The 24,294-nt window shown below is 65.2% G+C and carries 23 protein-coding genes and 1 riboswitch; of the genes, 11 read left to right on the top strand and 12 right to left on the bottom strand.

The features are described 5' to 3' along the window. Positions 1–117: 117 nt before the first annotated feature. The 3 genes from BLQ58_RS19100 to BLQ58_RS19090 form a co-directional block, all read right to left on the bottom strand. The gene (locus BLQ58_RS19100) at positions 118–1,431 is read right to left on the bottom strand and encodes a hemolysin family protein (RefSeq protein WP_092601125.1); all 1,314 of its coding nucleotides are present in this window, start codon (positions 1,429–1,431) and stop codon (positions 118–120) included. Positions 1,432–1,541: 110 nt separating this feature from the next. After that, positions 1,542–1,889 carry a HigA family addiction module antitoxin gene (locus tag BLQ58_RS19095; RefSeq protein WP_092601123.1) on the bottom strand — a complete coding sequence of 116 codons (348 nt, stop codon included), beginning with the start codon at positions 1,887–1,889 and terminating at the stop codon, positions 1,542–1,544. Continuing rightward, on the bottom strand, positions 1,886–2,185 hold the full coding sequence (locus BLQ58_RS19090) for a type II toxin-antitoxin system RelE/ParE family toxin (RefSeq protein ID WP_092601121.1): 300 nt from the start codon (positions 2,183–2,185) through the stop codon (positions 1,886–1,888). Before BLQ58_RS19090 ends, BLQ58_RS19095 begins: the two co-directional genes overlap by 4 nt. 189 nt (positions 2,186–2,374) lie before the next feature. Here BLQ58_RS19090 and BLQ58_RS19085 point away from each other — a divergent pair, with 189 nt between their 5' ends. The 3 genes from BLQ58_RS19085 to BLQ58_RS19075 all read left to right on the top strand — a co-directional run bounded on the left by BLQ58_RS19085 (position 2,375) and on the right by BLQ58_RS19075 (position 5,053). Beyond that, positions 2,375–3,244 (top strand): helix-turn-helix domain-containing protein, encoded by an 870-nt coding sequence (locus BLQ58_RS19085; RefSeq protein WP_092601192.1) that lies wholly within the window; start codon positions 2,375–2,377, stop codon positions 3,242–3,244. Positions 3,245–3,352: 108 nt separating this feature from the next. Then, positions 3,353–3,514, top strand: a riboswitch (FMN riboswitch). Between the two features lie 124 nt (positions 3,515–3,638). Then, positions 3,639–4,325 (top strand): 3,4-dihydroxy-2-butanone-4-phosphate synthase, encoded by a 687-nt coding sequence (ribB, locus tag BLQ58_RS19080; RefSeq protein WP_092601119.1) that lies wholly within the window; start codon positions 3,639–3,641, stop codon positions 4,323–4,325. A 158-nt stretch (positions 4,326–4,483) separates the two neighbouring features. Further along, a complete protein-coding gene (locus BLQ58_RS19075; RefSeq protein WP_092601117.1) occupies positions 4,484–5,053 on the top strand; it encodes a surface-adhesin E family protein in 570 nt (189 codons plus the stop codon). A 74-nt stretch (positions 5,054–5,127) separates the two neighbouring features. Here BLQ58_RS19075 and BLQ58_RS19070 read toward each other — a convergent pair whose 3' ends face one another. Continuing rightward, positions 5,128–5,529: an RT0821/Lpp0805 family surface protein gene (locus BLQ58_RS19070; RefSeq protein WP_092601115.1), complete on the bottom strand. Its 402-nt coding sequence runs from the start codon at positions 5,527–5,529 to the stop codon at positions 5,128–5,130. 568 nt (positions 5,530–6,097) lie between these two features. On the opposite strand from BLQ58_RS19070, the gene BLQ58_RS19065 reads away from it, so the two are divergent. Then, positions 6,098–7,615 carry a glucan biosynthesis protein G gene (locus tag BLQ58_RS19065; RefSeq protein WP_092601114.1) on the top strand — a complete coding sequence of 506 codons (1,518 nt, stop codon included), beginning with the start codon at positions 6,098–6,100 and terminating at the stop codon, positions 7,613–7,615. Beyond that, complete coding sequence (gene mdoH, locus BLQ58_RS19060; protein WP_092601112.1) at positions 7,588–10,194, top strand: glucans biosynthesis glucosyltransferase MdoH; 2,607 nt, start codon at positions 7,588–7,590, stop codon at positions 10,192–10,194. Before BLQ58_RS19065 ends, mdoH begins: the two co-directional genes overlap by 28 nt. 88 nt (positions 10,195–10,282) lie before the next feature. Here mdoH and BLQ58_RS19055 read toward each other — a convergent pair whose 3' ends face one another. After that, positions 10,283–10,864 (bottom strand): hypothetical protein, encoded by a 582-nt coding sequence (locus BLQ58_RS19055; RefSeq protein ID WP_092601110.1) that lies wholly within the window; start codon positions 10,862–10,864, stop codon positions 10,283–10,285. A gap of 260 nt (positions 10,865–11,124) precedes the next feature. Between BLQ58_RS19055 and BLQ58_RS19050 the strand changes: the two genes are divergently transcribed. Then, positions 11,125–12,339, top strand: coding sequence for a Bcr/CflA family multidrug efflux MFS transporter (locus BLQ58_RS19050; RefSeq protein WP_092601109.1), 1,215 nt, complete (start codon positions 11,125–11,127; stop codon positions 12,337–12,339). A 41-nt stretch (positions 12,340–12,380) separates the two neighbouring features. Here the strand turns inward: BLQ58_RS19050 and BLQ58_RS19045 are convergent, their stop codons facing one another. Continuing rightward, positions 12,381–13,241, bottom strand: coding sequence for a mechanosensitive ion channel family protein (locus tag BLQ58_RS19045; protein WP_092601108.1), 861 nt, complete (start codon positions 13,239–13,241; stop codon positions 12,381–12,383). Between the two features lie 233 nt (positions 13,242–13,474). After that, on the bottom strand, positions 13,475–14,677 hold the full coding sequence (locus tag BLQ58_RS19040; protein WP_092601107.1) for an ammonium transporter: 1,203 nt from the start codon (positions 14,675–14,677) through the stop codon (positions 13,475–13,477). A 560-nt stretch (positions 14,678–15,237) separates the two neighbouring features. Here BLQ58_RS19040 and BLQ58_RS19035 point away from each other — a divergent pair. From BLQ58_RS19035 to BLQ58_RS19025, 3 genes are all read left to right on the top strand, one after another. After that, positions 15,238–15,519 carry an HU family DNA-binding protein gene (locus tag BLQ58_RS19035; RefSeq protein ID WP_008651272.1) on the top strand — a complete coding sequence of 94 codons (282 nt, stop codon included), beginning with the start codon at positions 15,238–15,240 and terminating at the stop codon, positions 15,517–15,519. Between the two features lie 188 nt (positions 15,520–15,707). Beyond that, complete coding sequence (locus BLQ58_RS19030; protein WP_092601105.1) at positions 15,708–16,196, top strand: acyl-CoA thioesterase; 489 nt, start codon at positions 15,708–15,710, stop codon at positions 16,194–16,196. Continuing rightward, the gene (locus tag BLQ58_RS19025; RefSeq protein ID WP_092601103.1) at positions 16,193–16,681 is read left to right on the top strand and encodes a CreA family protein; all 489 of its coding nucleotides are present in this window, start codon (positions 16,193–16,195) and stop codon (positions 16,679–16,681) included. Before BLQ58_RS19030 ends, BLQ58_RS19025 begins: the two co-directional genes overlap by 4 nt. A 40-nt stretch (positions 16,682–16,721) precedes the next feature. On the opposite strand, the gene BLQ58_RS19020 is transcribed toward BLQ58_RS19025, so the two are convergent. The 3 genes from BLQ58_RS19020 to BLQ58_RS19010 form a co-directional block, all read right to left on the bottom strand. Further along, positions 16,722–18,485: a class I adenylate-forming enzyme family protein gene (locus BLQ58_RS19020; RefSeq protein WP_092601101.1), complete on the bottom strand. Its 1,764-nt coding sequence runs from the start codon at positions 18,483–18,485 to the stop codon at positions 16,722–16,724. Positions 18,486–18,509: 24 nt separating this feature from the next. After that, complete coding sequence (locus BLQ58_RS19015; RefSeq protein WP_092601099.1) at positions 18,510–19,274, bottom strand: SDR family oxidoreductase; 765 nt, start codon at positions 19,272–19,274, stop codon at positions 18,510–18,512. A gap of 212 nt (positions 19,275–19,486) precedes the next feature. Continuing rightward, positions 19,487–20,383, bottom strand: coding sequence for an arylamine N-acetyltransferase family protein (locus BLQ58_RS19010; RefSeq protein WP_092601097.1), 897 nt, complete (start codon positions 20,381–20,383; stop codon positions 19,487–19,489). Between the two features lie 212 nt (positions 20,384–20,595). On the opposite strand from BLQ58_RS19010, the gene BLQ58_RS19005 reads away from it, so the two are divergent. After that, the gene (locus BLQ58_RS19005) at positions 20,596–21,093 is read left to right on the top strand and encodes an Mpo1 family 2-hydroxy fatty acid dioxygenase (protein ID WP_092601095.1); all 498 of its coding nucleotides are present in this window, start codon (positions 20,596–20,598) and stop codon (positions 21,091–21,093) included. Positions 21,094–21,367: 274 nt separating this feature from the next. Further along, positions 21,368–21,829, top strand: a complete 462-nt coding sequence (locus BLQ58_RS19000) for an HU family DNA-binding protein (protein WP_092601093.1) — start codon at positions 21,368–21,370, stop codon at positions 21,827–21,829. Positions 21,830–21,956: 127 nt separating this feature from the next. On the opposite strand, the gene BLQ58_RS18995 is transcribed toward BLQ58_RS19000, so the two are convergent. Next, the gene (locus BLQ58_RS18995; protein ID WP_092601091.1) at positions 21,957–22,952 is read right to left on the bottom strand and encodes an isopenicillin N synthase family dioxygenase; all 996 of its coding nucleotides are present in this window, start codon (positions 22,950–22,952) and stop codon (positions 21,957–21,959) included. A 337-nt stretch (positions 22,953–23,289) separates the two neighbouring features. After that, the gene (locus BLQ58_RS18990) at positions 23,290–24,093 is read right to left on the bottom strand and encodes an enoyl-CoA hydratase (RefSeq protein WP_092601089.1); all 804 of its coding nucleotides are present in this window, start codon (positions 24,091–24,093) and stop codon (positions 23,290–23,292) included. Positions 24,094–24,294: the final 201 nt, after the last annotated feature.

Genomic DNA, 24,294 nt, shown 5'->3' with positions numbered 1-24,294 from the left:
CGCGGGAATTCGGCCGTGATTGTCGTCGCGCCAAAGAAAAACGGGCGCATGGTGTGCGCCCGTTGTTGTTTCATTTTGTCGGCCGTCTCAGCCGGTCTCAGCCGGTCTCAGCCGGTCTCAGCCGGTGGTCTCGGCCTCGGGACCGTCTTCCGGCGGCACCCTGGAGGCCAGCACCTTGTCGATGCGTTTGCCGTCCATGTCGATGATCTCGAACTTCCAGTCGTGCCACTGGACCGTATCGGCCGTTTGCGGCAGGCGGCCCAGCAACAGCAGCAGCATGCCCGACAGCGTGTGATAGCGCTCCTTGTCTTCCTCAGGCACTGCGCGCAGGCCCGTACGGTCCTTGAGCTCGGGGATCGGGATCAGGCCGTCCAGCAGCCATGAGCCATCGTCGCGCTGGATGGCCCATTCCTCGCCAGCCGTTTCGGTCTTGAACTCGCCGGTGATGGCCTCGATCAGGTCCTGCAGTGTGACCAGACCCAGGACCTCGCCGTACTCGTCGATCACGAACGCGATCTGGCCGCCCGACGAACGGAAGTTCTCCAGCAGTTCCATGCCGGTCACGCTTTCCGGCACGAACACGGCGGCTTGCAGCACGGCGGTCAGGTCGGCCTTTTCGCCGCGCAGGCGTCGGGCCAGCAACTGGCGCGCGCTTACCACCCCAAGGATGTCATGCATGCCGCCGCGCACCACGGGAAAGCGCGAATGATCCGATTCCTCGATACGGCGCAGGTTTTCTTCCTCGGTCGACTCGACGTCGAGGTAGACCACGTCGCCGCGGGGCACCATCAGCGAGGCCAGCTGACGGTCGTCCAGCCGGAATACGTTGCGCACCATCGTGTGCTCGTGGCGCTCGATCACGCCGGCTTCGGAGCCCTCCACCAGCAGCGCGTGGATCTCTTCCTCGGTCACGGCGGGGCCGCGATCGGACTTCACGCCCAGCATGCGAAGCACCAGTTGCGTGGAGCCGGACAGCAGCTTGACGAACGGCGTGGAGGCCACGGCCAGGATCGAAATCGGGCGCGCGGCCAGGCGGGCGATGGTTTCGGGTGCCATCTGGCCCAGGCGCTTCGGCACCAGTTCGCCCAGCACGATGGAGAAATAGGTCAGGCCCGCGACGACGATGGCGGTGGACATGTACCCTGCCGTGGTGGACGAGATGCCGAAGCCTTGCAGCCATACGGCGAGCGGGGCGGCCAGCGTCGATTCGCCGACCACGCCGTTGAGCACGCCGATGGACGTGATACCGATCTGTACCGTGGACAGGAAGCGGGTCGGGTCCTCGCCCAGTTTGACCGCCTCGATGGCACCGCGGTCGCCCGCTTCGATCTGGCGCTGCAAACGGGCCTTGCGGGCTGTCACCAGCGCGATTTCGGACATGGCGAACAGGCCGTTCAGCAAGATCAGCGCCAGCAGTATGGCTATTTCCATCAGGGTGCGCGCCCTGTGCGCGCGGGAATTGAAAAGTCAGAGCATACCATCCGCATGTGACGCCGCATCGCCGTAGTGGCGTGGACATCACCCAAATGGGTGTGCAGGAATCATGCCGTAATCGGCTGGACGTCCCGTTCGATTGCCGGTCCGGCGTAGGCCCGGGCCATGCGCAGCGCATGGTTCGCTTCCAGCCGGACCCAGAACTCGGCCGACGTACCGAAGAAGCGGGCCAGCCGCAACGCGGTTTCAGGCGAAATGGCGCGTTCGCGCCAGAGAATGCCCTCGATTCTTGTCACCGGCACGCGCAGCGCCACGGCCAGCGCGCCGGCCGACAAGGCATTGGGCACCATGAACTCATGCAACAGGATATCGCCGGGCGGGGTGGGCGGCACGGGGTCGCCGGTAACGTAGCTGCTGAAGTCGCTGCGCGACAGGTCATCTCGCTTGAGGCTCATGCGTCCTCCTCGTCGGCCGGGCACTGCGCCACCTCCACATCCCAGGCTTCGCCGTTCAGGAAGCGGAAGCAGAGGTGCCAGTCGCCCTCGATGCGGACTCTCCACAGGCCGCGACGGCGCCCGCGTATCGGCTCCAGTTCGTTGGCCGGCGCGGCGGCGAGGTCAGGCGGGGACACGGCGGCATCCAGCATGGCCAGCTTGCGCATGGTGCCGGGCTGGATGGCGAGCGGCAGGGTGTGTACGGAATGGCCACAGAACAGCGCGGCCGTGGACTTGTTGGCAAGGGAACGGATCATGGTCGGCCCGCATCGGGGTAGCGGGAGGCAAAGGGAAAGTGGTCATGCTAGGCGGGGTGGGGCGGAACTGAAATGCGACGAATCTGAAAGAGGCTTGCTCGATGGCTGAAGGAAGGGCGTGTGGATGAATGGCGGCGATTACCTGGCAGGTAGTCGTGCAACATCCGGCCGTGTGCTGTAATGCGCCACATGGAAACGCTCACGCCTGGCTCCGAAGCCGCCATCGACTTTCCCGGACTCCTGCGCTACTGGCGCGGCAAGCGCGGCTATAGCCAGCTGGCGCTGTCGCTGGCGGCCGGGGTATCCCAGCGCCATATCAGTTTTCTCGAATCGGGCCGCGCGCGGCCCAGCCGCGAGATGGTGCTGGCGCTGGCCGACCGGCTTGGCGTGCCGCTGCGCCAGCGCAACCGGCTGCTATTGGCCAGCGGCTATGCGCCGGCCTACAGCGAAAACACGCTGGACGCGCCGGCGATGCAGATGGTGCGTCACGCCATCTCGCTGATCCTTGCCAAGCAGGAACCGTATCCCGCCGCGGTGCTGGACCGCTTCTGGCATCTGGTCGATGCCAACCAGGCGTACGGGCGCATGCTCGAACAACTGCTGGGCAATCGCCAGCCCGCCACGCTGGACGGTGAAGGCGGCCGCGTCAACCTGATGCTGGCGGTGTTCGACCCGAACGGGCTGTGGCCGGTGCTGGAAAATGCCCGCCAGGTGGGCCGTTACCTGCTGCGCCGCATCTGGCAGGAACTGCAGGTGCAGGCGCATGACCAGACCGCGCGTGAGATCTTTCGTCGCATTGCCGAATGGCATCCGGATCTGGTGGGACCGGGCGGGGTGCTTCTGGTGGACGACGATCCGGCAGACGGGCCGCTGCCGCCTGTGCTGCCGGTGGTGGTGCATGCGGGGCGCTTCCGCGCGTCGCTGTTTTCCACGCTGACCACGCTGGGAAATCCGCAGGACGTGATGCTGCAGGAGCTAAGAATCGAGTGCTTCTATCCGGCCGACGATGCGACCCGTGATCTGTTCGAGGCGTTGGCGGCGGCGCCGGGTCGTTCTTAGCCGGGAGGATCGCCGCCGAGCGACTCTTCCACATCGCAGTTCAGCCAGAAAAGCACAGTCGTGCTAACATCGCCCGGCCGTCGCGGCTTGCAGGCTGCGGCGGCATCGTTACGTCTTCAGGGCGGGGTGAAAGTCCCCACCGGCGGTATGTGGCCACTGTCGAAAGGCAGGTCGCCACGAGCCCGCGAGCGCCCGCATTCCCGTGCGGGGTCAGCAGACCTGGTGAGAAGCCAGGGCCGACGGTCATAGTCCGGATGAAAGAAGATGGGCGGAATCCGCACGGCATTCCCACGCGCGAACGGCGTAGTCCGTCCGCGGGGGCGGAGCGTTGCGCGCTTTCGCTGATCGTTCCCCTGAAACGCCCATGAACTTCATTGCACGGAGCGTTTCACCCATGCTGTCTCTCAATCAAAACCATCTTTCCGGCCTGCCATCTGGCGATATTGCCATGGCCGAAGCCGACCCGCGCCCGCTTGCCGAGCGCATCGCCCAGGCGCTCGACGCCATGCGCGAAGGGCGTCCCGTCGTATTGCTCGACGATGACGACCGCGAGAACGAGGCCGACCTGATTCTGGCCGCCGAGCGCCTGACCAACGCCAACATGGCGATGATGATCCGCGAATGCAGCGGCATCGTCTGCCTGTGCCTGACCGCCGACAAGGTGCGCAAGCTGGGTCTGCGTCCGATGGTCGAGAACAACCGCAGCCAGTACGGCACCGCGTTCACGGTGTCGATCGAGGCGCGCGAAGGCGTGACCACCGGCGTCAGCGCGGCCGACCGCATCACGACGATCCGCGCCGCCATTGCCGACGATGCCGGGACCGATGCGGTGGTCAGCCCCGGGCATGTGTTCCCGCTCGTGGCCGTGGACGGCGGCGTGCTGCAGCGCCGCGGCCATACCGAAGGCTCGGTGGAACTGGCGCGCATGGCCGGCCTGTCGCCGGCGGCGGTCCTGTGCGAGCTGATGAATCCGGACGGCACGATGGCGCGCCGCCCCGAGGCGCTGGCCTTTGCGCAGATGTACCAGCTGCCGGTGCTGACCATTGCAGACCTGGTGGCGTGGCGCGAGCAGCAGGGCTGAGGAAAGGCTGATCCTGCGCAAGCCGCGCGCGAATATCGCGCGGGATTGCCGCGCGGCATTGCCGCTTCAGGCGGTTCCCTGCGCCACGGACTGTTGCCATGGCAGTGTGCTGTGCGAAAATCGCGGGCTTCTTCCCGTCCTTACGAGGGTACCTCCCGATGTTTTTCCGCATGTTCGCACGCACGGCGCTGGTCGCCGGCGCGTGTTTCAGCGTGGCGGCGCAGGCCGAGTCCAGTGGCGCGCCGTCCTTCGGCAATCCTCCCGCCCGCGCGGCCGCGGCCAGCGGCCTGTACCAGTGCCAGGGGCCCAATGGCGGCACCATCTTCCGCGGCGCGCCGCGTGAAGGATGTACGCAGGTGGTGTCTCCCGATCCGGGGGCGCCCGATCCGCAACGCTGGTTGCCACTGATGGGCGCCAATGGCGTGATTTCCTATCTGGACCAGACGTCGATTCGCCGGCGGGGGTCGGAGGTGGGCGTCGCGCTGGTTCACAATGCGCCGCCGGGCGTGATCAAGACCGCCAGCGGCGACACCATCCGCTCGTCGCTGAAGCGAATGGTGCTCAATTGCGCCACGTCCATGTATGCCGTGATCGAGCAGACGCTATATGCCAAACGATATGCCCGTGGCGACTCGCTCTATACGATCCGCGGGCCTCAGGCCGGCATGCCGCAGCAAGCGGTGTCCGGCACGCTGGCTGGCGACCTGATGACGCGCCTCTGCCACTGAGCAGGCCGTCGCCGCGCAGGCCGCCGTCAGGCAAGAACGCCCGGCAGGGCCCGCTGCGGCGGCTGGCGACGGCTTCAGTCTTCGACGTGCCGCGCCTTCCAGGTGCCGTTCGACTGCTTGCAGAACCAGCCCGACCATGCCTCGGTGGCGCTGCCACGCTTGAGGTCGGACTTGAGCCTGCGGCACTTCTGGCCCTGATCGGTCTTGGTGGCGATCGGGCTGATCGTGCCATCGACGGCCTGACGCCGGTTCTCGGCCGGGTAGTGCCATTCCACCACCTGGTTGTCCTCGGTGCTATTGAGCGCCTTTGCAACGGACTGCTGCAGCGAGGCCGCTTCCTTCTTGGTCAGCGTACCGATGATGCTGCCGGACAGATACGTCTGGAAATAGGCGAACGCGGGTTGCGCGGTGCCCAGGAGCAGGGCGCAGCCCAGGCTGACGGCCAGGGTCGGACGGGTTAGGCGCCGAACGTGCATGACGATTCCTTTTGGCTGAAAAAGCGGTTGGATCACGTCGGCGATTGTAAACGCGGTGCATCGGAATGCACAGCCGGCCGGTCGTGCCTACCGTGATAGCGGCCTGTCGGCCATCGGGCGGCACCGCAATTTCGCCGTTCGGCACCATCATGGCGTTGTCCGAAGCATGACCTATGCTTGACATCAGCCCAGACGCGCCCGCCTGGGGCGCCTTCGAGCCCACAGGTGAGACATTTTGTTGCAAACGTTGCCGCGACGAAACGTGACTTTTAAGTCTCGAATTGTTAAGGTTTCGCCTCGCATTGCAACAATCTCGACAAGCGTACGTTGCACCCGGCGCGACTGTACCGATGTTTGATACCGGCGCCGCGCCCGATGCGCCGCACGCTGGTCCGTCTTTTGCTGTAGCCAATCGTTGAAGTTTCCTGACGTATTCCGGGGCGGTCGTTTCGTCCGGCCGCCTGCTTCCCCGCCAAACCTGCCTACGGCCTTCATGTCCGCATATCCGACGTCGTTCCTGCCCATCCAACGCCCGACCGCCGCGCCAGCGCGCCGCTTACCCGGCAGGATGTCAGGGATGGGGCGCTGGATTGGCGGCGGCATGCTGGCCTTGCTGGCGCTGACCGCCCACGCCTTCGATTTCGAAACCGTGGCGGCACGCGCGCGCCAGCTCTCGGCATCGCCGTACAAGCCGCCCAAGGCGCAGGAACTGCCGCGCGAGCTGAAGGAACTGACTTACGAACGCTATCGCGAGATCGAATACAAGCCCGAGCGATTTGCCTGGCGCGGGGCACGTCTGCCGTTCGAGATCTCGTTCTTCCACGAGGGTATGGTGTTCGACCAGCCCGTGCGGATCAACGAGGTGGTCAGCAACAGCGTGCGCGAATTCCGCTTCGATCCCGCGGCGTTCAACTATGGCTCGCACAAGGTGGACCCCGCCAAGCTCAAGGGCCTGGGGTTCGCCGGCTTCCGGCTCATGTATCCGCTGAACCAGCAAGGCAAGCGCAAGGACGAACTGGCGTCGTTCTTGGGGGCGAGCTACTTCCGCGCACTGGGCAAGGACCAGTGGTACGGTCTGTCGGCGCGCGGCCTGGCCGTGGATACGGCGCTGAACTCCGGCGAGGAGTTCCCGCGATTCACAGAATTCTGGATCGAACGGCCGTCCGCCAACGACAAGCAGCTGACGATCTATGCGCTGATGGATTCGCGCCGCATGAGCGGTGCGTACCGTTTCATCATCAAGCCCGGCAACGAGACGGTGATGGAGGTCAAGTCGCGTCTGTTCCTGCGTGAGCACGTGACCAAGCTCGGCCTGGCACCGCTGACGAGCATGTATCTGTTCGGCGAGAACCAGCCGTCGCCCACCACCGATTTCCGCCCCGAGGTGCATGACTCCGACGGCCTGTCGGTGCAGCTCGGTACCGGCGAATGGATCTGGCGTCCGCTGGTCAATCCGAAGCGCCTGCTCGTGACGTCGTTCGCCGCGAACAATCCGCAGGGCTACGGCCTGATGCAGCGCGACCGCAGCTTCGACAGCTACCAGGAAATCGGTTCCTGGTACGAGCGGCGCCCGAGCGGCTGGGTCGAACCCAAGGGCAACTGGGGATCCGGGCGCGTGGAGCTGGTGCAGATCCCGACCCCGGACGAAACCAACGACAACATTGTGGCGTTCTGGGTGCCGGACAACCCGCCCAAGCCGAAACAGGCTTTCGACTACGAGTACCGGCTGAAATGGCAGAAGGATGGCGAGAACCTGCCGCCGCTGTCGTGGGTCACGCAGACGCGTCGCGGCCAGGGCCTGACGCGCAAGCCGGACGACACCAGTTTCTCGCTGGTGGTGGATTTCGAGGGACCCGGCTTCAAGAGGCTGCCCGAAGAGGCGCGCCTGGACCCGGTGGTATCGGCGGACGCCAATGGCGAACTGCTCAAGACAACAGTCCAGCGCAACGAGGCCACGGGTGGCTGGCGCATGACGATGTTCATGCGGCGCAAGGACGAGAACAAGCCGGTTGAGTTGCGCGGCTATCTTCGCAACGGCAATACAACCCAATCCGAAACATGGAGCTACATCTTACCCCCCGGCTAAAGCAGCGCCCGGCCCAGGCGGCGGCAGCATGCGAGCGCTATGTCGACCGCCTGCCGGCTTCGCCCGAACTGCGTAGCGAGCTGCTGGCCGATACCCCCAAATCGCTGATGTCCAGCGTGCCGGCCGAGGGTATCGAAGTGCCGTCGGCCATGATTGAATTGCAAACGCGTCTGGCCGGTCGCGACCCGAAGGACAAGGAAGCTCCCGATTTGAATCACGGCAGCACCCCGGGCGGGGCCACCTACGCGTCGGTGGGGCGTCGCTTTGCGATGGCCTATGGCAACCCGCAGGTGGACGGCAAGCCGCTCCTGCAGCGCAACGACGATGGCACCGTGCGCGTGCATACGGGGCCGGACCCCGAACGCGCATCGATGGTGCCGCGCCAGTGGCCGCCGCATATCGTCTGGGGCGGCATCCGCAATGCCTGGCGCAAGATGCTGGGCCGCCCGCCCGTGCCCGAGACCTGGGACACGCTGCACGACGGCCCCGACGCCGAAGGCAAGTGGCACCCGGCCGGTTCGCACCGTCGCTGGTTCCTGCTGGCGCTGGTGGTGGGCCAGACCATCATGGCCACGTACTTCATGTCGCGTGTGCTGCCGTACCACGGCGCCGATCCGCTCGAAGTGGCCATCCTGACCCTGTTCGCGATCCTGTTCTCGTGGGTCTCGGCCGGTTTCTGGACGGCGATGATGGGCTTCCTGGTCCTCTTCAAGGGCGGCGACAAGCACCTGATCTCGCGCAGCGCCGCCAGCGATGCGCCGATCGACCCGTCCGCGCGGACGGCGATCATCATGCCGATCTGCAATGAAGACGTGACGCGCGTCTTCGCGGGCTTGCGTGCTACCTACGAATCGCTGGAACGCACGGGCGAGCTGCAGCATTTCGATTTCTTCGTGCTGTCCGACAGCGGCAATCCCGACCTGCGCACCGCCGAGCACGACGCCTGGATCGAACTGTGCCGCGCCGTGGGCGGCTTTGGCCGCATCTTCTATCGCTGGCGACGTCACCGCGTGAAGCGCAAGACCGGCAATGTGGCCGACTTCTGCCGCCGCTGGGGCAACAAGTACCGCTACATGATCGTGCTGGACGCCGACAGCGTGATGAGCGGCGACTGCCTGGCCACGCTGGCCCGCCTGATGGAAGCCAACCCGGGCGCCGGCATCATCCAGACCGCACCGCTGGCCGTGGGCCGCGACACGCTGTACGCGCGTGTGCAGCAGTTTTCCACGCGCGTCTATGGTCCGCTGTTTACGGCCGGGCTGCACTACTGGCAGCTTGGCGAGTCGCACTACTGGGGCCACAACGCCATCATCCGGATCAAGCCGTTCATGGAGCATTGCGGCCTGGCGCCGCTGCCCGGCAAGGGGCCGCTGTCCGGCGAGATCCTGTCGCACGACTTTGTCGAGGCCGCCATGATGCGGCGCGCGGGGTGGGGCGTCTGGATTGCCTATGACCTTCCTGGTTCCTTCGAGGAATTGCCGCCGAACCTGCTGGACGAGGTCAAGCGCGACCGCCGCTGGTGCCAGGGCAACCTGATGAACTTCCGGCTGTGGATGAAGCAGGGCTTCCACGCCGTGCATCGCGCCGTGTTCCTGACCGGCATCATGGCCTATGTGTCGGCGCCGCTGTGGTTCCTGTTCCTGCTGCTGTCCACGGCCGCACTGGCCAAGCACGCGCTGGTGCCGCCCGAATACTTCACCAAGCAGTACCAGCTGTTCCCGACCTGGCCCGAATGGCATCCGGAAAAGGCGCTGATGCTGTTTTCGGCCACGGCGACGCTGCTGTTCCTGCCGAAGCTGGCCAGCGTGATCCTGCTGCTCAAGGATGCAAAGCAGTACGGCGGCGTGGTGCGCCTGGTCCTGAGCATGCTGATCGAGATGACGCTCTCGGCGCTGCTGGCCCCGACGCGCATGCTGTTCCATACCAAGTTCGTGATCGCCGCGTACAGCGGCTGGGGCATTTCGTGGAAGTCGCCCCCGCGCGAGGATGCCGAAACCACCTGGGGCGAAGCGTTCCGCCGCCACGGCTGGCACACGGTGCTGGGCCTGGTGTGGGGCGCCGGCGTGTACTGGCTGAGCCCTGGCTTCATCTGGTGGCTGCTGCCGATCGTGGGCTCGCTGGCGATGTCGATTCCGCTGTCGGTGATGCTGTCGCGCGTGTCGCTGGGCCGTGCCGCGCGTCGCGCGGGCCTGTTCATGATCCCCGAGGAAACCTATGTGCCGCGCGAGATCGTCGAAACGCAGCAGCATGTGGAAAACGCCCAGGAAACGCCGCGCTTCGTCGATGCCGTGGTCGATCCGGTGACCAACGCGCTGATGTGTGCCACGGCCACGCCGCGTACGGTACAGCCCGAGCCAGCAAGGCTGCAGCATGCGTCGCTGGTGCAGCATGCCCTCACCCATGGCCCGGGTTCCCTGTCGCCGGCACAGAAACATGTGCTGCTGGGCGACCCGTTCGCACTGTCGAAGCTGCACGAGCTGGTCTGGGGGTCGCCGCTGGCCGATGCCGCATGGAAGGAAACCCGGGTGCTGCTGCGCCGCGCCCCCAACGTGCTGCCATTGCGGCCGAGGGTGGCCTGACCGGCGGTCCGCACAATGAAGAACGGCAGGCGCCAGGGCCTGCCGTTTTTTTTGCGCGTTTCAAACGGGAGCGTTTCAGGAAAGCGTCTCAGCGCAGCGCCGACACGCAGATCGGCGCGTTGATATAGACGTCGCCCACGCGGCGCTCGCCGCGGTCGTTACGCGTCATGTAGCGGAACATCATGCTGACGCCGAGCTTGGTCAGGATTTCCACGTCGCGGTTGGCGCAGATGTTGCGCTGGAGCGGCGCGGCGTAATTCACCTCGAAGCTGGCCAGGTCGAGCATCGGGCCGCGGAAGTTGGTCAGTTCCAGCTGGAAGAGTACGTGCTTGCCCGGGATCGACTGGCAGCGGCGCAGGCGCGTCTCGCCGTCGATCTCGATGGGCAGGATGTCGTTGAGCTGGCGGCAGGCGCGTGCCAGCACGCTGTCCGGGCGATTGGTATTGCGCAGCAGTTCGGGAACGCCGGCCGCGCCGGTGTTCTGTCCGGTGGCCGCGCCCTTGAGCATGCGTGACAGGGCCTCGGCTTCGTCGATCGCCACGGGCGCGGGCGACGAAGCCGGTGCCATGGCGGGCGGCCTGCCAGGCGCGGCCCCTGCGGGCAACGACGGCAAGGCTGCGAATGCAACCAGGCTCAGCGAAGCAATAAACGGCGTATGTCGTATGGTCATGCAGGATAACGTTGCCGGGGACGGGTCCCGTGATCCGTCTCCCGCGATGCGTCTGACTGCGTGGTCTGGGGACATCCGTCCCGACAGGCAGGCATTGTACCCTCCACGCCGCCACACGTGAAAGCAGCGCCACCCGCGATGCCGCACGGGCAGCCGGTTTGCGGCGGATTTTCCACGGTACGTATGGTGACTTGACGCGCGCGCCGCCAGGGGGTTGCCCGCTATGCAACAATTGCGGCTTGTCTTACCGGATCCTTTTCATGACGTCTTCCGCAAGCGCGCGTGCCGACGCGCGCTTTCCGCTCTGGCTGCTGATCTGCGCGTCGCTCACCGCTATCGCACCGCTTTCCATTGACATGTACCTGCCCAGCTTCCCCGCGCTGGCAGCCGACCTTCATACCGATATCGGCAAGGTGCAACTGACGCTGGGCACCTTCCTGGTAGGGCTGGCGATCGGACAGGCGTTTTACGGACCGGTCAGCGACCGGTTCGGGCGCAAGGCGCCGCTCTATGCGGGGCTGACGATCTATGGCGTGGCCGCCGCCGGCTGTGCGCTCGCGTCGAGCGTGGAGTCGCTGATGGTCTGGCGCTTCCTGCAGGCGCTGGGCGGCTGCACCGGGCTGGTGGTCTCGCGTGCGGTGATTCGCGACCGGCTCGAGGCACGCGAATCCGCGCGGGCCTTTTCGTCGCTGATGCTGGTGATGGGGCTGGCGCCGATCCTGGCGCCGCTGATCGGTGGGGCCGTCCTGGCGGCCACGGGGTGGCGCGCGATCTTCTGGATTCACTGCGGCGCGGCCGTGCTGCTGCTGTGGCTGATCCATACGCGCATGGAGGAATCGCTGGATCCGCAGCGCCGTCGCACGCTGCATCCCGGCACGGTGCTGCGCGGCTACTGGGAGCTGCTGCGTGACCGTGAATTCCTGGGCTACTCGCTGTCCGCCGGCTGCGTGCAGGGCGGCATGTTCGCCTATATCGCGGGTTCGCCGTTCGTGCTGATCGAACTGCATGGCATCGATCCCTCCCACTACGGCTTTGTTTTCGGGGCCAACGCATTTGGCCTGATCGCGATGTCGCAGGTCAACGCCAAGCTGGTGCGCGCCCGTGCGCTGGACGATGTGCTGCGCGTCGCGCTGATTGCGCCATGCGTGGCGGGCCTGACGCTGGCTGCGGCTACGCTGCTGGGCGTGGCGTCGCTGCCGGTGCTGCTGTGCTGCTTCTTCGTGTTCCTGGCCGGGCTGGGATGCATCACGCCCAATGCTTCGGCACTGGCCCTTGCGCATCAAAGCCATCGGGCCGGCACGGCGTCGGCATTGATGGGCACGCTCCAGTTCGGTTTCGGCACGCTGGCGGGTGCCGCCGTCAGTGTCTGGCACGATGGTACGGCGCTGCCACTGGCCGTGGTGATGGCGGTCTGCGGCAGCGGCGCCGTGCTGCTGCGTCTGTACGGGCGGGCCGGCATGCGCCAGCCCGGGTGATCGTTCGGGGCGATGGCCCCGGGGTGCGCCGGGCTCCCGGCTCAGGCGGCCTGGTTGGCCGGCTGCGTCAACGGCACGGCCGGTGCATTCTGCATGACCACCATCTGTGCCGGCATCGGGGCGGCAAAGCCGGCCGCGCCGAAGCTGTCGCGGATCGTCCGATTGGTGTCGAAGTACACCTGCCAGTAGTGGTCGTTGTGGCAGTACGGGCGTACCGCCAGCACCGGGCCCACCAGCGTGAATTCCAGGATCTCGACATCGACCGCCGGTTCGGCCAGCACGTTCGGGATGGCGGCCAGTTTTTCCTTGAGCAGCGCGATGGCCGCCACGGCGTCGGTGGTGCCGGCCAGTTGCGCCTTCAGTTCCACGCGCCGGAACGGGTTGGCCGTGAAGTTCTGGATCGTGTCGCTGAAGATCTTGTTGTTGCCGACCACGGTCAGGACGTTGTCCGGGGTATCGAGCGACGTCGCAAAAAGGCCAATTTCGCGCACCGTGCCGGTCACGCCGCCCACGGTCACGAAATCGCCCACCTTGAACGGCCGCAGGACAACCAGGAACGCTCCGGCAGCGAAGTTGGACATCAGTCCGGACCACGCCATGCCGATGGCCACGCCCGCCGCCGCGATCAGCGCCGCGAATGTGGTGGTCTGGATGCCGAAGTATCCGAGGATGCCGATCACCAGCACGACATTCAGCGTGACGGTGACGATCGATCCGACATAGCGCAGCAGCGTGGGGTCGACGCTTTGCTTGGCGAGCGAATTCTGTACGAGCCGTACCACGAAATGAATCAGCCAGCGGCCCACCACCCAGAACGCCAGCGCGGCGAGGATTTTCACACCGAATATGGTGGCGTAGCTGTAAATGACGTCGCGGATGCTTTGCAGCGAGGTGGTATCCATGAACATGCTCCTGTGATTTACGGGCAGGAAAAACAGGGACAGCGAAAACGAAAGGATGCTGTCGATAATGTCAGGATCACAAGGCACGCCTGTGTCGGCGTTTGCGGAAACGGCAAGGGCATTATTGGGCGCCCACGCCCGAAAGTTCAAGTCAATCTTTTTTGCGCGCCAAGTAAAAACGGCCGGGTTAATGCCCGGCCGCTTTTTTTCGTAATGCTTTGCAAATCCGTGGCTTACCAGTTGGTTTCACGCTCCGGCGTGGCCGAGATGCGGTGCAGCGTCAGGTCGGCGCCATTGAATTCTTCTTCCGGGTCCAGGCGGATGCCCACCAGCTTCTTGAGCGTGCCATAGACCACCGTGCCGCCAACCAGCGCGACGACGATACCCATCAGCGTGCCCGCCAATTGCGACACCAACGACACGCCGCCCATCCCGCCCAGCAGGTGGCTGCCGAAAATGCCCGCGGCAATGCCGCCCCAGGCGCCGCAGAGGCCGTGCAGCGGCCAGACCCCCAGCACATCGTCGATATGCCATTTGTTCTGGGCCAGCGTAAACAAATAGACGAACAGCACGCCGGCCACGGCGCCAGTCACCAGTGCGCCCAGCGGATGCATGATGTCGGAGCCCGCGCAGACCGCCACCAGCCCGGCCAGGGGGCCGTTGTACGAGAAGCCCGGGTCATTGCGGCCGGCCGCCCAGGCGGCGAGCGTGCCGCCAACCATCGCCATCAGGGAATTGATGGCCACCAGGCCGCTGATCTTGTCGATGGTCTGCGCGCTCATCACATTGAAGCCGAACCAGCCCACCGCCAGCACCCAGGCGCCCAGCGCCAGAAAGGGGATGTTCGACGGCGGATGCGCGCTGATGCGGCCATCCTTCTGATAACGGCCACGGCGGGCGCCCAGCAGCAGCACGGCGGGGAGGGCGATCCAGCCGCCCACCGCGTGCACGACCACCGAACCGGCAAAGTCATGGAACGGTGCGCCCGTTACCGCAGCCAGCCACTCCTGCACGCCGAGGCGGTTGTTCCAGACGATGCCTTCGAAGAACGGATAGACAAAGCCCACCAGGACGAAGGTCGCCATCAGTTGCGGATTGAAACGCGATCGTTCCGCGATGCCGCCCGAGATAATCGCCGGAATGGCGGCGGCAAACGTGGCCAGGAAGAAGAATTTCACCAGTTCGTGGCCATTCTTCTCGGCCAGAACCTCGGCGCCCGCAAAAAACTGGACGCCATAGGCGATGGTGTATCCGATGAAGAAGTAGGCGAGTGTCGACACCGCGAAATCGACCAGAATCTTTACCAGTGCATTGACCTGGTTCTTCTTGCGAACCGTGCCAAGCTCCAGGAATGCGAACCCTGCGTGCATTGCCAGCACCATGATCGCGCCCAGCAGGATGAACAAGGCATCCGTGCCTGTCTTCAGGTTGTCCATCGTTATCTCATGCTCAAAATGGGAGCACGGATAAGCAATTAGCGTTCCAGTTTTTGGCGCGAAACGGGGAATGCCGCGCCAAATCTGGGCGATACGCACCCGACTGGCGAGTGGGGCATCCCGACCGATAGCCCGGCGGAGGTGAGGGCCGGGCGATTGTGGGGCAGGATGCGCCAAAAAGACGCATCACGTTGGGGGAAGCTGGGCCTGAATGGTGCATGGCGCCGCGATGCACCGAAAATGCGCGCTGGCCAGACATTCAACCTTCGGGAAATCAGGGGCGGAAATTGCGCATGCGAGTGGATAATCGGCAACATTCTGCCCATTTCATAAAGTGCGTCGTCCGATACGTCCCGATCCGCAAATGTGATGTTCCGATTCGAAAAACAGAGGGGTAAAAACCCCGCTAAGTCTTGTCGGAGAACGATTTCCGGCTGTTTTCGTTGCATCGGTGCCACTGGGGATTGCTCAAGCCGCAAAGGGCAGATTAGACTGCGCCGATCGGACTTTTGCCACTTGGCAAAAGTCCGGTGACGACGACCAAACAAGGGAAATCAGCCATGAATAAAGGTGAACTGGTATCGGCCATCGCCGCGGAAGCAGAACTCAGCAACGCTGCCGCCGAGCGCGCGCTGAACGCTGCGCTGGACAGTATCAAGAAGGCAGTTGCGAAGGGTGACTCGGTTACGCTGGTGGGTTTTGGCAGCTTCAGCTCGGGCAAGCGTGCTGCACGTACCGGTCGCAACCCGCGCACCGGCGAAACGATCAAGATCCCGGCCGCCAAGACGGTGAAGTTCTCGGCCGGCCAGGGTTTCAAGGACGCCGTGAACAAGAAGAAGTAAGCGCATCGCGTCCAGAGCGTTACGGAAGTACAGAAAGCGGCCTGCCGGGCCGCTTTTTTTATTTATCCCGCAGTATATTCAGACTGTTTTGCTGCTTCGCGGCGGAAATTGCGCCATCCGATATGCCATGACCCGGCCCAGCGGGTTACACTGCCCGCGCCTCAGGCTTGATTTCTGGATTTTCTGCGATGAATGATCTGTCCCACCAGCTGTCCATGACCGTGCTGATGACGCCGGACATGGCCAATTTTTCCGGCAACGTCCACGGCGGCACCATCCTCAAGTACCTGGATATGGTGGCCTACGCCTGCGCGAGCCGCTATGCCGGACGGTATGTCGTGACGCTGTCGGTCGACCAGGTGGTGTTTCGCCAGCCGATTCACGTCGGCGAACTGGTGACGTTCCTGGCGGCGGTGAACTTCACGGGCCGCAGCTCGATGGAGATCGGCATCAAGGTGGTGACCGAGAACATCCGCAGCAAGGTGGTGCGCCACACCAACAGCTGCTATTTCACGATGGTGGCCGTGGACGACAACGGCACGCCGGCCGAAGTGCCGCCGCTGCAGCCGCGTGACGAGGTGGAGCGCCAACGCTTCGAAGCCGCCAAGCAGCGTCGTGCGCTGCGCCAGGAAATGGAGCGCCGCCACGACGAGATCAAAGGGGCGACCACCGAATGACGCAAAGGCCGTTGCGTGCCGTCGTGACAGCGGGGCTGGCATGTAGCCTGGCCGCGCTGCTGGGTGCCGCCCAGGCCGAGGAAATCGGCAGCGTTTCGACGAATTTCCGGGTGACGGGGTCGGACAAGGTCGTGATCGAGGCCTACGACGATCCGCAGGTGGAAGGGGTGACATGCTACGTGTCGCGAGCCCGTACCGGCGGCATCAAAGGGACGTTCGGCATGGCCGAAGACCCGCCCGAGGCCTCGATTGCCTGCCGGCAGGTGGGAACGATCGCGTTCAAGGGCCCGCTCAAGGCGCAGGAGGACGTGTTCTCCGAACGCATGTCGATCCTGTTCAAGACCCTGCACGTGGTGCGCGCGGTGGATCGCAAGCGCAATACGCTGGTCTACCTGACCTATTCGGACCGCATCGTCAGCGGCAGCCCGCAGAACGCGGTGACGGCCGTGCCGGTGCCTGCCGGGACGCCGATCCCCGTGAAGTGACGGCCTCGGGGCGTCGCCGAGTGTTGCGACGCCGGCCTTCCTATTCGAACAGCTTGCGCAGGTTCGATTTCAGGATCTTGCCGTTCGGATTGCGGGGCAGCATGTCGTCGCGGACGATGATCCGCACCGGCACCTTGAACGCGGCGAGCTGCTGGCGCACGAAATCCTGCAGCTCCACTTCGGTGGCGCGCGCGCCCGGCTTCAGGCTGACCACTGCGCCCGGCTCCTCGCCCAGCGTCCGGTGCGCAATGCCGACCACGGCAGCATCCATGACAGCCGGATGCGCATACAGCGCGCTTTCCACCTCGATGCAGTAGATGTTCTCGCCGCCACGGATCAGCATGTCCTTCATGCGGTCGACGATGTAGAGAAACCCTTCCTCGTCCAGCCGCGCCACGTCGCCGGTGTGCAGCCATCCATCGACAAAGGTCTTCGCCGTGGCCTCGGGCTTGTTCCAGTAGCCATGCACGACGTTGGCGCCGCGCACCATCAGTTCGCCGATCTCGCCGGGCGGCAGCGCATTGCCGAAGCCGTCGTCGATCTTCATCTCGCCGATCGGCAGCGCGGGGCCGCTGGCGTCCGGCCGGTGAATGTACTCGTCGGCGCTGTGGCTGGTGAACGTGGCGGACGTTTCCGTCATGCCCCACCCGATGCCGGGCGCGGCGTTCGGAAACGCCTCCTTGATCCGTCGGACCAGTTCGGGTGATGCCGGCGCGCCGCCATAATGGACGTTTTCGAGCGACGTCAAGTCGAATTCGTCGCGCCGCGGATGTTCGATGATCTGCCAGGCGATGGTGGGCACGCCGCCGGCCGAGGTGCATCGCTCGCGTTCGATCAGTTCCATGGCGCGCAGGGTGTCCCAGCGATACATCAGCACGATTTTGCCGCCGCTTGCCAGCGCCCCGTTGAGCACGGACATGCAGCCGGTGACGTGGAAGAACGGCACGGCCAGCAACGCGGCCTTCTGTGGAGCATCGGGATTCGGCTCGGGCACCGGCTCGCCACGCCGCAGCAGGTTGCGCAGCGGGCTGAACTGCGCGCAGACGGCCACCGAGCAGGCGTTGCGGTGGGTGCCGACGGCGCCCTTGGGTTTGCCCGTGGTGCCCGACGTATAGAAGATCGTGGCGTCGTCTTCGGGGTCGAGCGGCACCAGCGGCAGAGATTGCGACGGCAGCGACGGCCAGGCACCGGAGTCACCGATCACCGAGGCCAGCGGCACGATGCGCGGGTCGTCGAACTTGGCGTCAGCCGGCGCGCGGGACACATAGATGCGTTCCAGCGCGGGGCAGTTCGGCAGGTGCTCAAGGATACGGTCAAGCCGCTCGTGATCGACGATGGCGATGCGGCTGCCCGAATCCAGCAGGCCGTATTCGAGTTCGGGGCCGGTCCACCACGCGTTGAGCGGCGTGGCGATGGCCCCCGTCAGCAGCCCGGCATAGAGTGCCACGGGCCACTCGGGCAGGTTACGCATGGCCACGGCCACGCGGTCGCCCTTGCGCACGCCGTCGCGCACCAGCTGGTGCGCAAGCGCAGTGGCGGCCAGCGCGAATGCGCGATAGCTGACCCGTTCGTCCTCGTAGACCACGAACGTCTTTTCGCCCCAGGCGGCGGCGACCAGGAACAGGTCCCGCAGCGTGGGCGGCGCGTTTTTCCAGACCGTGGTGGGAATGCCCCGGATCACACGCGTCTCGGTTTCGAACGGCGCACCGGAGGCGGTCAGCCGGGCGTGCGCCTCGGCAATCGACATGACCGGCCACTGCGGGCCGGCCGGCGAGGGTTGCTGCAGTTGCTGATGTTGCGACATGCGTTGCCTCCCGCGCAAGACAGATCAGATCGTGACGCCCCCATCTACCACCATGGCCTGGCCCGTCATGAACGTGCTGGCCGCCGACGCCAGGAAGCATGCCGCGCCGGCGATTTCCACCGGCTCGCCGATGCGGCGCAGCGGCGCGTTTTCGGTGGATTGCTTGTAGCGCACGGGGTCCTCCCACAGCGCCTTGGCGAAATCGGTCCTGATCAGGCCCGGCGCGATGCAGTTCACGCGCACGTTGTGCGGTCCGAACTCCACGGCCAGGTTGCGCGCCAGCTGGAAGTCGGCCGCCTTCGAGACGTTGTAGACGCCAATCGTGGGCGATCCGCGCAGGCCGCCGATCGACGACACGATGATGATCGAGCCTTCCTTGCGGTCGATCATCTGCGGGGCCACCATCTGGATCAGCCAGTGGTTCGAGATCACGTTGTTGTCCAGCACCTTGCGGAACTGGTCGTCCGACACACCGCTCATCGGCCCGTAGTAGGGGTTCGACGCGGCGTTGCAGACCAGGATGTCGACCTTGCCGAAGGTGCGGTTCGTTTCGTCGACGAGGTTTTGCAGCGCTTCCTTGGACGAGATGTTGGCGGCCACGGCCAGCGCGGTGCCGGCGCCGTGTTGCGCATTGATGGCATCGGCCACCTCCTGGCAGGCCTCGGCCTTGCGCGACGAGATGACGACCTTGGCGCCCTGGACGGCCATTTGCTCGGCAATGGCCCGGCCGATACCGCGCGAGGACCCGGTGATGATGGCAACCTTGCCCGACAGATCGAACAATGACATGGTGTCTCCTGATGTGGATGGGCAGCGGTCGTGGCCGCCGCCTGAATCGTGAATTGGCCGGGACATTATGGGCAGGCGTGCTTTTCCAGTCCACAGCCCGACTCGCGCGGCAGGGCCGATATCAGCAAACTTTCTGCGGGCAATTCATGCGATGCATGAACCGTGCCGCAGCGCGGGACTTCCGGCCCGGCCGGGGCGGCCCGGCGCGCACGCTAGGGGGTTGCCAGCACGGCCGGCAGCCGCGCCGCCAGCGCGGCGCGCAGGTCGTCGTCGATACGGATGCCGAAGCGGTCGGCCAGGACGTCGATGACGTCGTCGGCCGTCGCCAGGTCGGTCTTTCGCACCGTTCCGTCCGGCCTGCGCTCGGTCAGGCTGCCGTTGCCGAGCGACAGCCGCGTGCCGTCGGCGCCCGTGCGGGCGGCGATCAGCCTCTGCGTGAAGTGGCTGTCGGGATGCGTCGAGACGTACCAGTTGCGTGCCACGTAGTCGATTTGCGGCTGCGGCGTCAGGTCGAAGCGATACAGCACGCGCCAGGCCTCTGCATCGTCAGCATTCCCGTCAAGGTTGCGCACGGCCAGATCATACGAATTGAAGCCCGTGCCGGCCACGGCGGGTGGCGTCGGCACCAGCCGGTACGGCGATGCGGCAGGCGCCGGCAGTGACAGCGCCAGCGCACGGTCTGGCGTGGGTCCGCCAAAGCCGACGTCCGCCACATGGCTTTCGTGCGCCACTTCCACGCGCAGCAGCATGTGCGACAGCCCCGTCGGGCGCTCGTCGGGCACGTTCCAGCGCACGCGGGCAGCCAGCGGCGTCACCGCGAATCCCAGCGCCTTGAGGCCTGCGCAAAACAGTGTGTTCAGCTCGAAACAGTAGCCGCCACGCCGCTGCGCCACGAGCTTGTCGAATACCGCCGGCAGATCGATATTCACGGGCCAGCCCACGAGTGGTGTCAGGTTCTCGAACGGGATGTGCCGGAGGTGGGCGCCGATCAGGATATTCAGCGTGTCCAGGGTGGGCAGCAGGGCGGCGTCGTTGCCGATGCCGATCCGTTCGAGCCAGGCATCGCGCTGGTCGGTGGTGAGGGCGGGGATCTCGTCTTCGGAGCGCATATCGGGAGTTCTGAAGAATTAGTAGGGCGGCTCGAACGGCGGGTAGACCCTCTTCCGGAGCACGCAGCGCGTCACTAATATAAATCCACAGCAAAACCCGGCGCGCAACGTGGTCTGGCGGTGTGGGCGCCGGCGGTGGGGGCGGCCTGCCAGGGTGCACTTGCGCACGCCCGGAAAGCGCCTGAAAACAGCCGGAAGAGAGGAGACGCCCCGTGAAAACCCTGATCGATCATCTGTCCAGCTACGCCGCCTACCACCGTGACAGCCGTAACGTCGCCACGCATTTCGTCGGCATTCCGATGATCGTGCTGGCCGTTACCGCGCTGCTGGGCCGCCCCGCCATGCCGTTGGGGGACGGCGCGCTGTTCCTGACGCCGGCCATCGTCGTCTACGTGCTGGCCTGCCTGTTCTACCTGCGCCTGTCGTTCGGTTTTGGCGTGGCGATGGCCGCGATCCTGGCGGCATTCGTTTGGGCGGGTGCATGGATTGCCGCGCTTTCCACCCTGGCGTGGCTGGCCACCGGGATCGGCCTGTTCGTGGCCGGTTGGGTCATCCAGTTCGTCGGTCACTACTTCGAGGGTCGCAAGCCGGCCTTTGTCGACGACCTCGTCGGCCTGCTGGTGGGGCCGTTGTTTCTGGTGGCCGAAGCCGCTTTTGCCATGGGGCTGGCGCGCGAAACGCGCGATGCGATGGCCGCGCACGCGCACTGATTCGCGGAAACTTTTGCGCGTCCGCGGCGTCTGTCACGTGCGAAAGTGGGGGGACGTATCGCTCCGCAGCGCATCTGCTGACGCAAACCAGCGACAAAACCCGGGGTTTTCACTTGGTTTGACCTGTCGCATGTGAGAAAACCCCTTTACTTCTGGCTGTTTCCGCTATGATTCAGTGCGTGCCGGCCAGCACGATTCGCAAGCGATGACAGGTGCTACGCTGCGATGGATGGCAAGGGGCCGGGACATCAATCTTCAACTCTCGTATATCGATATGGCGACCAAAGCGAAACCGACCGCGAAGACTGCAACCAAGCCTGCTGCCAAGAAGGCCGCAGCAACCAAGGCACCCGTGAAGGCTGCCGCAAAGAAGGCCGCCGCACCGGCCAAGAAGGCTGCTCCCGCCGCTGCTCCGACCGTGAAGCCGCTGAAGGACACCTTCAACAAGTCGAGCCTGGTCGCTCACCTGGTGGCACAAACCCAGCTCGAAGCCAAGGCCGTGAAGACGGTGCTGGCTCACCTGGAAAACACGATCGTCAGCGCGCTGAACAAGAAGGGCGCTGGTGAATTCACGCTGCCGGGCCTGCTGAAGGTAACCGCGCAGCAAGTGCCGGCCAAGAAGAAGCGTTTCGGCAAGGACCCGTTCACGGGTGAAGAGCGTTGGTTCCCGGCCAAGCCGGCCAGCGTCAAGGTCAAGGTCCGTCCGCTTAAGAAGCTGAAGGACGCTGCGGCCTGATAGCCCCGACTTTGGTAGTCGCCTGTCCGATGCCTGCCTTGTGCAGGCGCCGGACGGCTTAAGACCCCGTGACTCGCAAGAGCGCGGGGTTTTTTGTTTTTCTGGGCGCCGGGCCGGCGCCCGGGCGTCAGTACGCCTTGAAGTTCGCGGCTACGCGCTGGCGCAGGAAGTCGCCGGCTGTGATCGCCGGATACCGCTTCGCCGGCCCCTCGATCACCGCATTGCGGTTGGCCTGGCAAAAGAACGCCAGGCTGTAGCGCGGGCCCATGTACTCGCCAGGCATCGGGTTGCGTACGCGGTGGAAGTTCGACGGCAGCCGGTCATCGCTCCAGCGCATCAGCATGTCGCCGATGTTGCAGGTGATGACGTCCTCGTCCGGCGGAATCGGCGTCCATGCCTGCGCGTCCATCTCCTTGCCGGGGCATACCTGCAATCCGCCCTGTCCCTGACGCTGGAACAGCAGCGTCAGGCAGTCGAAATCGGTATGCGCGCCGGCGCGCCAGAGGTCGAGGTTATGCTGCGCCGCCGGGGGGATCGCATAGTAATGGAGCAGGCGCAGCGTGCTCTGGTAGTCGGGCGCTACGGGGTCGTGCGCGCGGCTGAAGAAATCCGCGTCGAAGCCGAGCTTGTCGGCAAAGCAGGAGAGCACCTTCATGCCGACATCCCAGCATTGCCGCTCGAACGCGAGCATGGTGGCCTGGAAACCGGGCAGCTCGGCGTCGGTGGGCCAGAGTGCGGCCATATGCGGGCGCGTGATCTGGTACGACTCCTTCTGATCGGGCGTGCCGGTGGACGGGCGCACCTGGGCGCGGGCTTCCCAGCCGGCGTTGTTGGCCTTCTGCAGCGGATACTGGCCCTTGACCGCGTCGGGCAGCGCGAAGAACCGTTCGGTCATGGCAAACGCTTCGCGGACGGCTGTCAGGTCGATGCCGTGGTTTTCCAGCTGAAAGAAGCCAATTTCGACGGCGGCCTGCCAGAGCTGGTCGGCAATCTCGGTTTTGCGCTGGTCAAAATCCGACAGGTCGATGCGGCGGATGTCCCGCGCATCGGTCTCGGTGCCGTGGGCGCCCATGCGCGACTCGCGCGCCAGTTCGTGCAGGGTGAGGGTGGTGGTGTCGGTCATGTCGTTCCGGGTTCAGGAAAGGTTGAACGGGTCCGGCCGACCGGGAACGCGGGATACCTGGAATACCTGGGATGCAGGAAAAGTCTCTGGCTCTCGAGTTCCGCGGGGGTGCGGACATCAAGAGCAATTTCCTGCCGCCTGCCTGCGCCAATGTGGTCGTCAGGAAACGGGCGGTTGAACGCTTCTACTCTTCGACCATCACCATTGCAGGTTCTGGGCCAGCGCAAACGGGACGAAATTCGGGTGTTTTTCACCTTCCTGGCGCACGGTGGGACGGTTGTGGTGCGCGGCCGGGCTGGTCACGGTGCATCGTCCGCGCGGGGCGATGCAGCCGGTGCTACCGCTGGGTCCAGCGTGGATCGCGCTTCTGCAGAAATGCGTCGATGCCTTCGCCGGCATCCTCTTCCATCATGTTGCGCGCCATCACGTCGCCCGCGTAGGCGTAGGCGTCGGCCAGGGGCATCTGCTGCTGCCTGTAGAACATCGCCTTGCCATAGCGGATGGCCGTCGGGCTTTTTGTCCGGATCTGCGCCACCGTGCGCGCGACGGCGGCATCGAGTTCGTCGTCGGCCACGGCTTCGTTGATCAGGCCCCAGTCGGCCGCCGTCCGGGCGTCGATGAAGCGGCCGGTCACCAGCAGGTCGAAGGCCCGCTTCGTTGCCACGTTGCGCGAGAGCGCCACCGACGGCGTGGAGCAAAAGAGCCCGACGTTGATGCCGGACACGGCAAACTGCGCCCGCATGGACGCGATCGCCAGGTCGCAACTGGCTACCAGCTGGCAGCCGGCGGCGGTGGCGATGCCCTGGACGCGCGCAATGACAGGCACCGGCAGCGCCTGGATGGCCTGCATCACGACGCTGCACTGGGCGAACAGGGTCCGGTAGTAGGAAAGCTCGGGATTGCCGCGCATTTCCCGCAGATCGTGGCCAGCGCAGAACGCCTTGCCCTGGGCTGCCAGGATCACGCAACGCACGCTGTCATCGTTGGCGATGCCCTGGAAGGCGCTGTGCAGCGCGGCCAGCATGGCTTCGGAGAGCGCGTTGAACTGCAGCGGCCGGTTCAGCCGCAGCGTCACCACGCCATCGCTGCTGTCATGCAACACCAGCGGCTCGGCTGCCTTGTCGTCTGACTGCGCTGCCATATCGGGCCTCCGTCATCGGTCAATGGCGCAATGATCGCGCGATTTGGTCGAACTGGGCGCGGAATCAGGGTGAATACGGATGCCGGAATTGCTGACGATTGGCGTGTCGGCGGACGGCCGGCGGACCGCCGGAATTGCCCGCTCGCCCCGTCGCCTGCACAAAAAAAGAGCCGACTTGTGTCGGCTCTCAACGCTTCAACT

The sequence above is a fragment of the Ralstonia sp. 25mfcol4.1 genome (genome assembly GCF_900104095.1).
Classification (GTDB): domain Bacteria; phylum Pseudomonadota; class Gammaproteobacteria; order Burkholderiales; family Burkholderiaceae; genus Cupriavidus.
This window is presented reverse-complemented; position numbering and strand designations above follow the sequence as displayed.

Coding starts and splice junctions, on each gene's coding strand:
- BLQ58_RS19100 (WP_092601125.1), bottom strand. CDS start 1,431: ATGGAAATAGCCATACTGCTGGCGCTGATCTTGCTGAACGGCCTGTTC.
- BLQ58_RS19095 (WP_092601123.1), bottom strand. CDS start 1,889: ATGAGCCTCAAGCGAGATGACCTGTCGCGCAGCGACTTCAGCAGCTAC.
- BLQ58_RS19090 (WP_092601121.1), bottom strand. CDS start 2,185: ATGATCCGTTCCCTTGCCAACAAGTCCACGGCCGCGCTGTTCTGTGGC.
- BLQ58_RS19085 (WP_092601192.1), top strand. CDS start 2,375: ATGGAAACGCTCACGCCTGGCTCCGAAGCCGCCATCGACTTTCCCGGA.
- ribB (WP_092601119.1), top strand. CDS start 3,639: ATGCTGTCTCTCAATCAAAACCATCTTTCCGGCCTGCCATCTGGCGAT.
- BLQ58_RS19075 (WP_092601117.1), top strand. CDS start 4,484: ATGTTTTTCCGCATGTTCGCACGCACGGCGCTGGTCGCCGGCGCGTGT.
- BLQ58_RS19070 (WP_092601115.1), bottom strand. CDS start 5,529: ATGCACGTTCGGCGCCTAACCCGTCCGACCCTGGCCGTCAGCCTGGGC.
- BLQ58_RS19065 (WP_092601114.1), top strand. CDS start 6,098: ATGTCAGGGATGGGGCGCTGGATTGGCGGCGGCATGCTGGCCTTGCTG.
- mdoH (WP_092601112.1), top strand. CDS start 7,588: ATGGAGCTACATCTTACCCCCCGGCTAAAGCAGCGCCCGGCCCAGGCG.
- BLQ58_RS19055 (WP_092601110.1), bottom strand. CDS start 10,864: ATGACCATACGACATACGCCGTTTATTGCTTCGCTGAGCCTGGTTGCA.
- BLQ58_RS19050 (WP_092601109.1), top strand. CDS start 11,125: ATGACGTCTTCCGCAAGCGCGCGTGCCGACGCGCGCTTTCCGCTCTGG.
- BLQ58_RS19045 (WP_092601108.1), bottom strand. CDS start 13,241: ATGGATACCACCTCGCTGCAAAGCATCCGCGACGTCATTTACAGCTAC.
- BLQ58_RS19040 (WP_092601107.1), bottom strand. CDS start 14,677: ATGGACAACCTGAAGACAGGCACGGATGCCTTGTTCATCCTGCTGGGC.
- BLQ58_RS19035 (WP_008651272.1), top strand. CDS start 15,238: ATGAATAAAGGTGAACTGGTATCGGCCATCGCCGCGGAAGCAGAACTC.
- BLQ58_RS19030 (WP_092601105.1), top strand. CDS start 15,708: ATGAATGATCTGTCCCACCAGCTGTCCATGACCGTGCTGATGACGCCG.
- BLQ58_RS19025 (WP_092601103.1), top strand. CDS start 16,193: ATGACGCAAAGGCCGTTGCGTGCCGTCGTGACAGCGGGGCTGGCATGT.
- BLQ58_RS19020 (WP_092601101.1), bottom strand. CDS start 18,485: ATGTCGCAACATCAGCAACTGCAGCAACCCTCGCCGGCCGGCCCGCAG.
- BLQ58_RS19015 (WP_092601099.1), bottom strand. CDS start 19,274: ATGTCATTGTTCGATCTGTCGGGCAAGGTTGCCATCATCACCGGGTCC.
- BLQ58_RS19010 (WP_092601097.1), bottom strand. CDS start 20,383: ATGCGCTCCGAAGACGAGATCCCCGCCCTCACCACCGACCAGCGCGAT.
- BLQ58_RS19000 (WP_092601093.1), top strand. CDS start 21,368: ATGGCGACCAAAGCGAAACCGACCGCGAAGACTGCAACCAAGCCTGCT.
- BLQ58_RS18995 (WP_092601091.1), bottom strand. CDS start 22,952: ATGACCGACACCACCACCCTCACCCTGCACGAACTGGCGCGCGAGTCG.
- BLQ58_RS18990 (WP_092601089.1), bottom strand. CDS start 24,093: ATGGCAGCGCAGTCAGACGACAAGGCAGCCGAGCCGCTGGTGTTGCAT.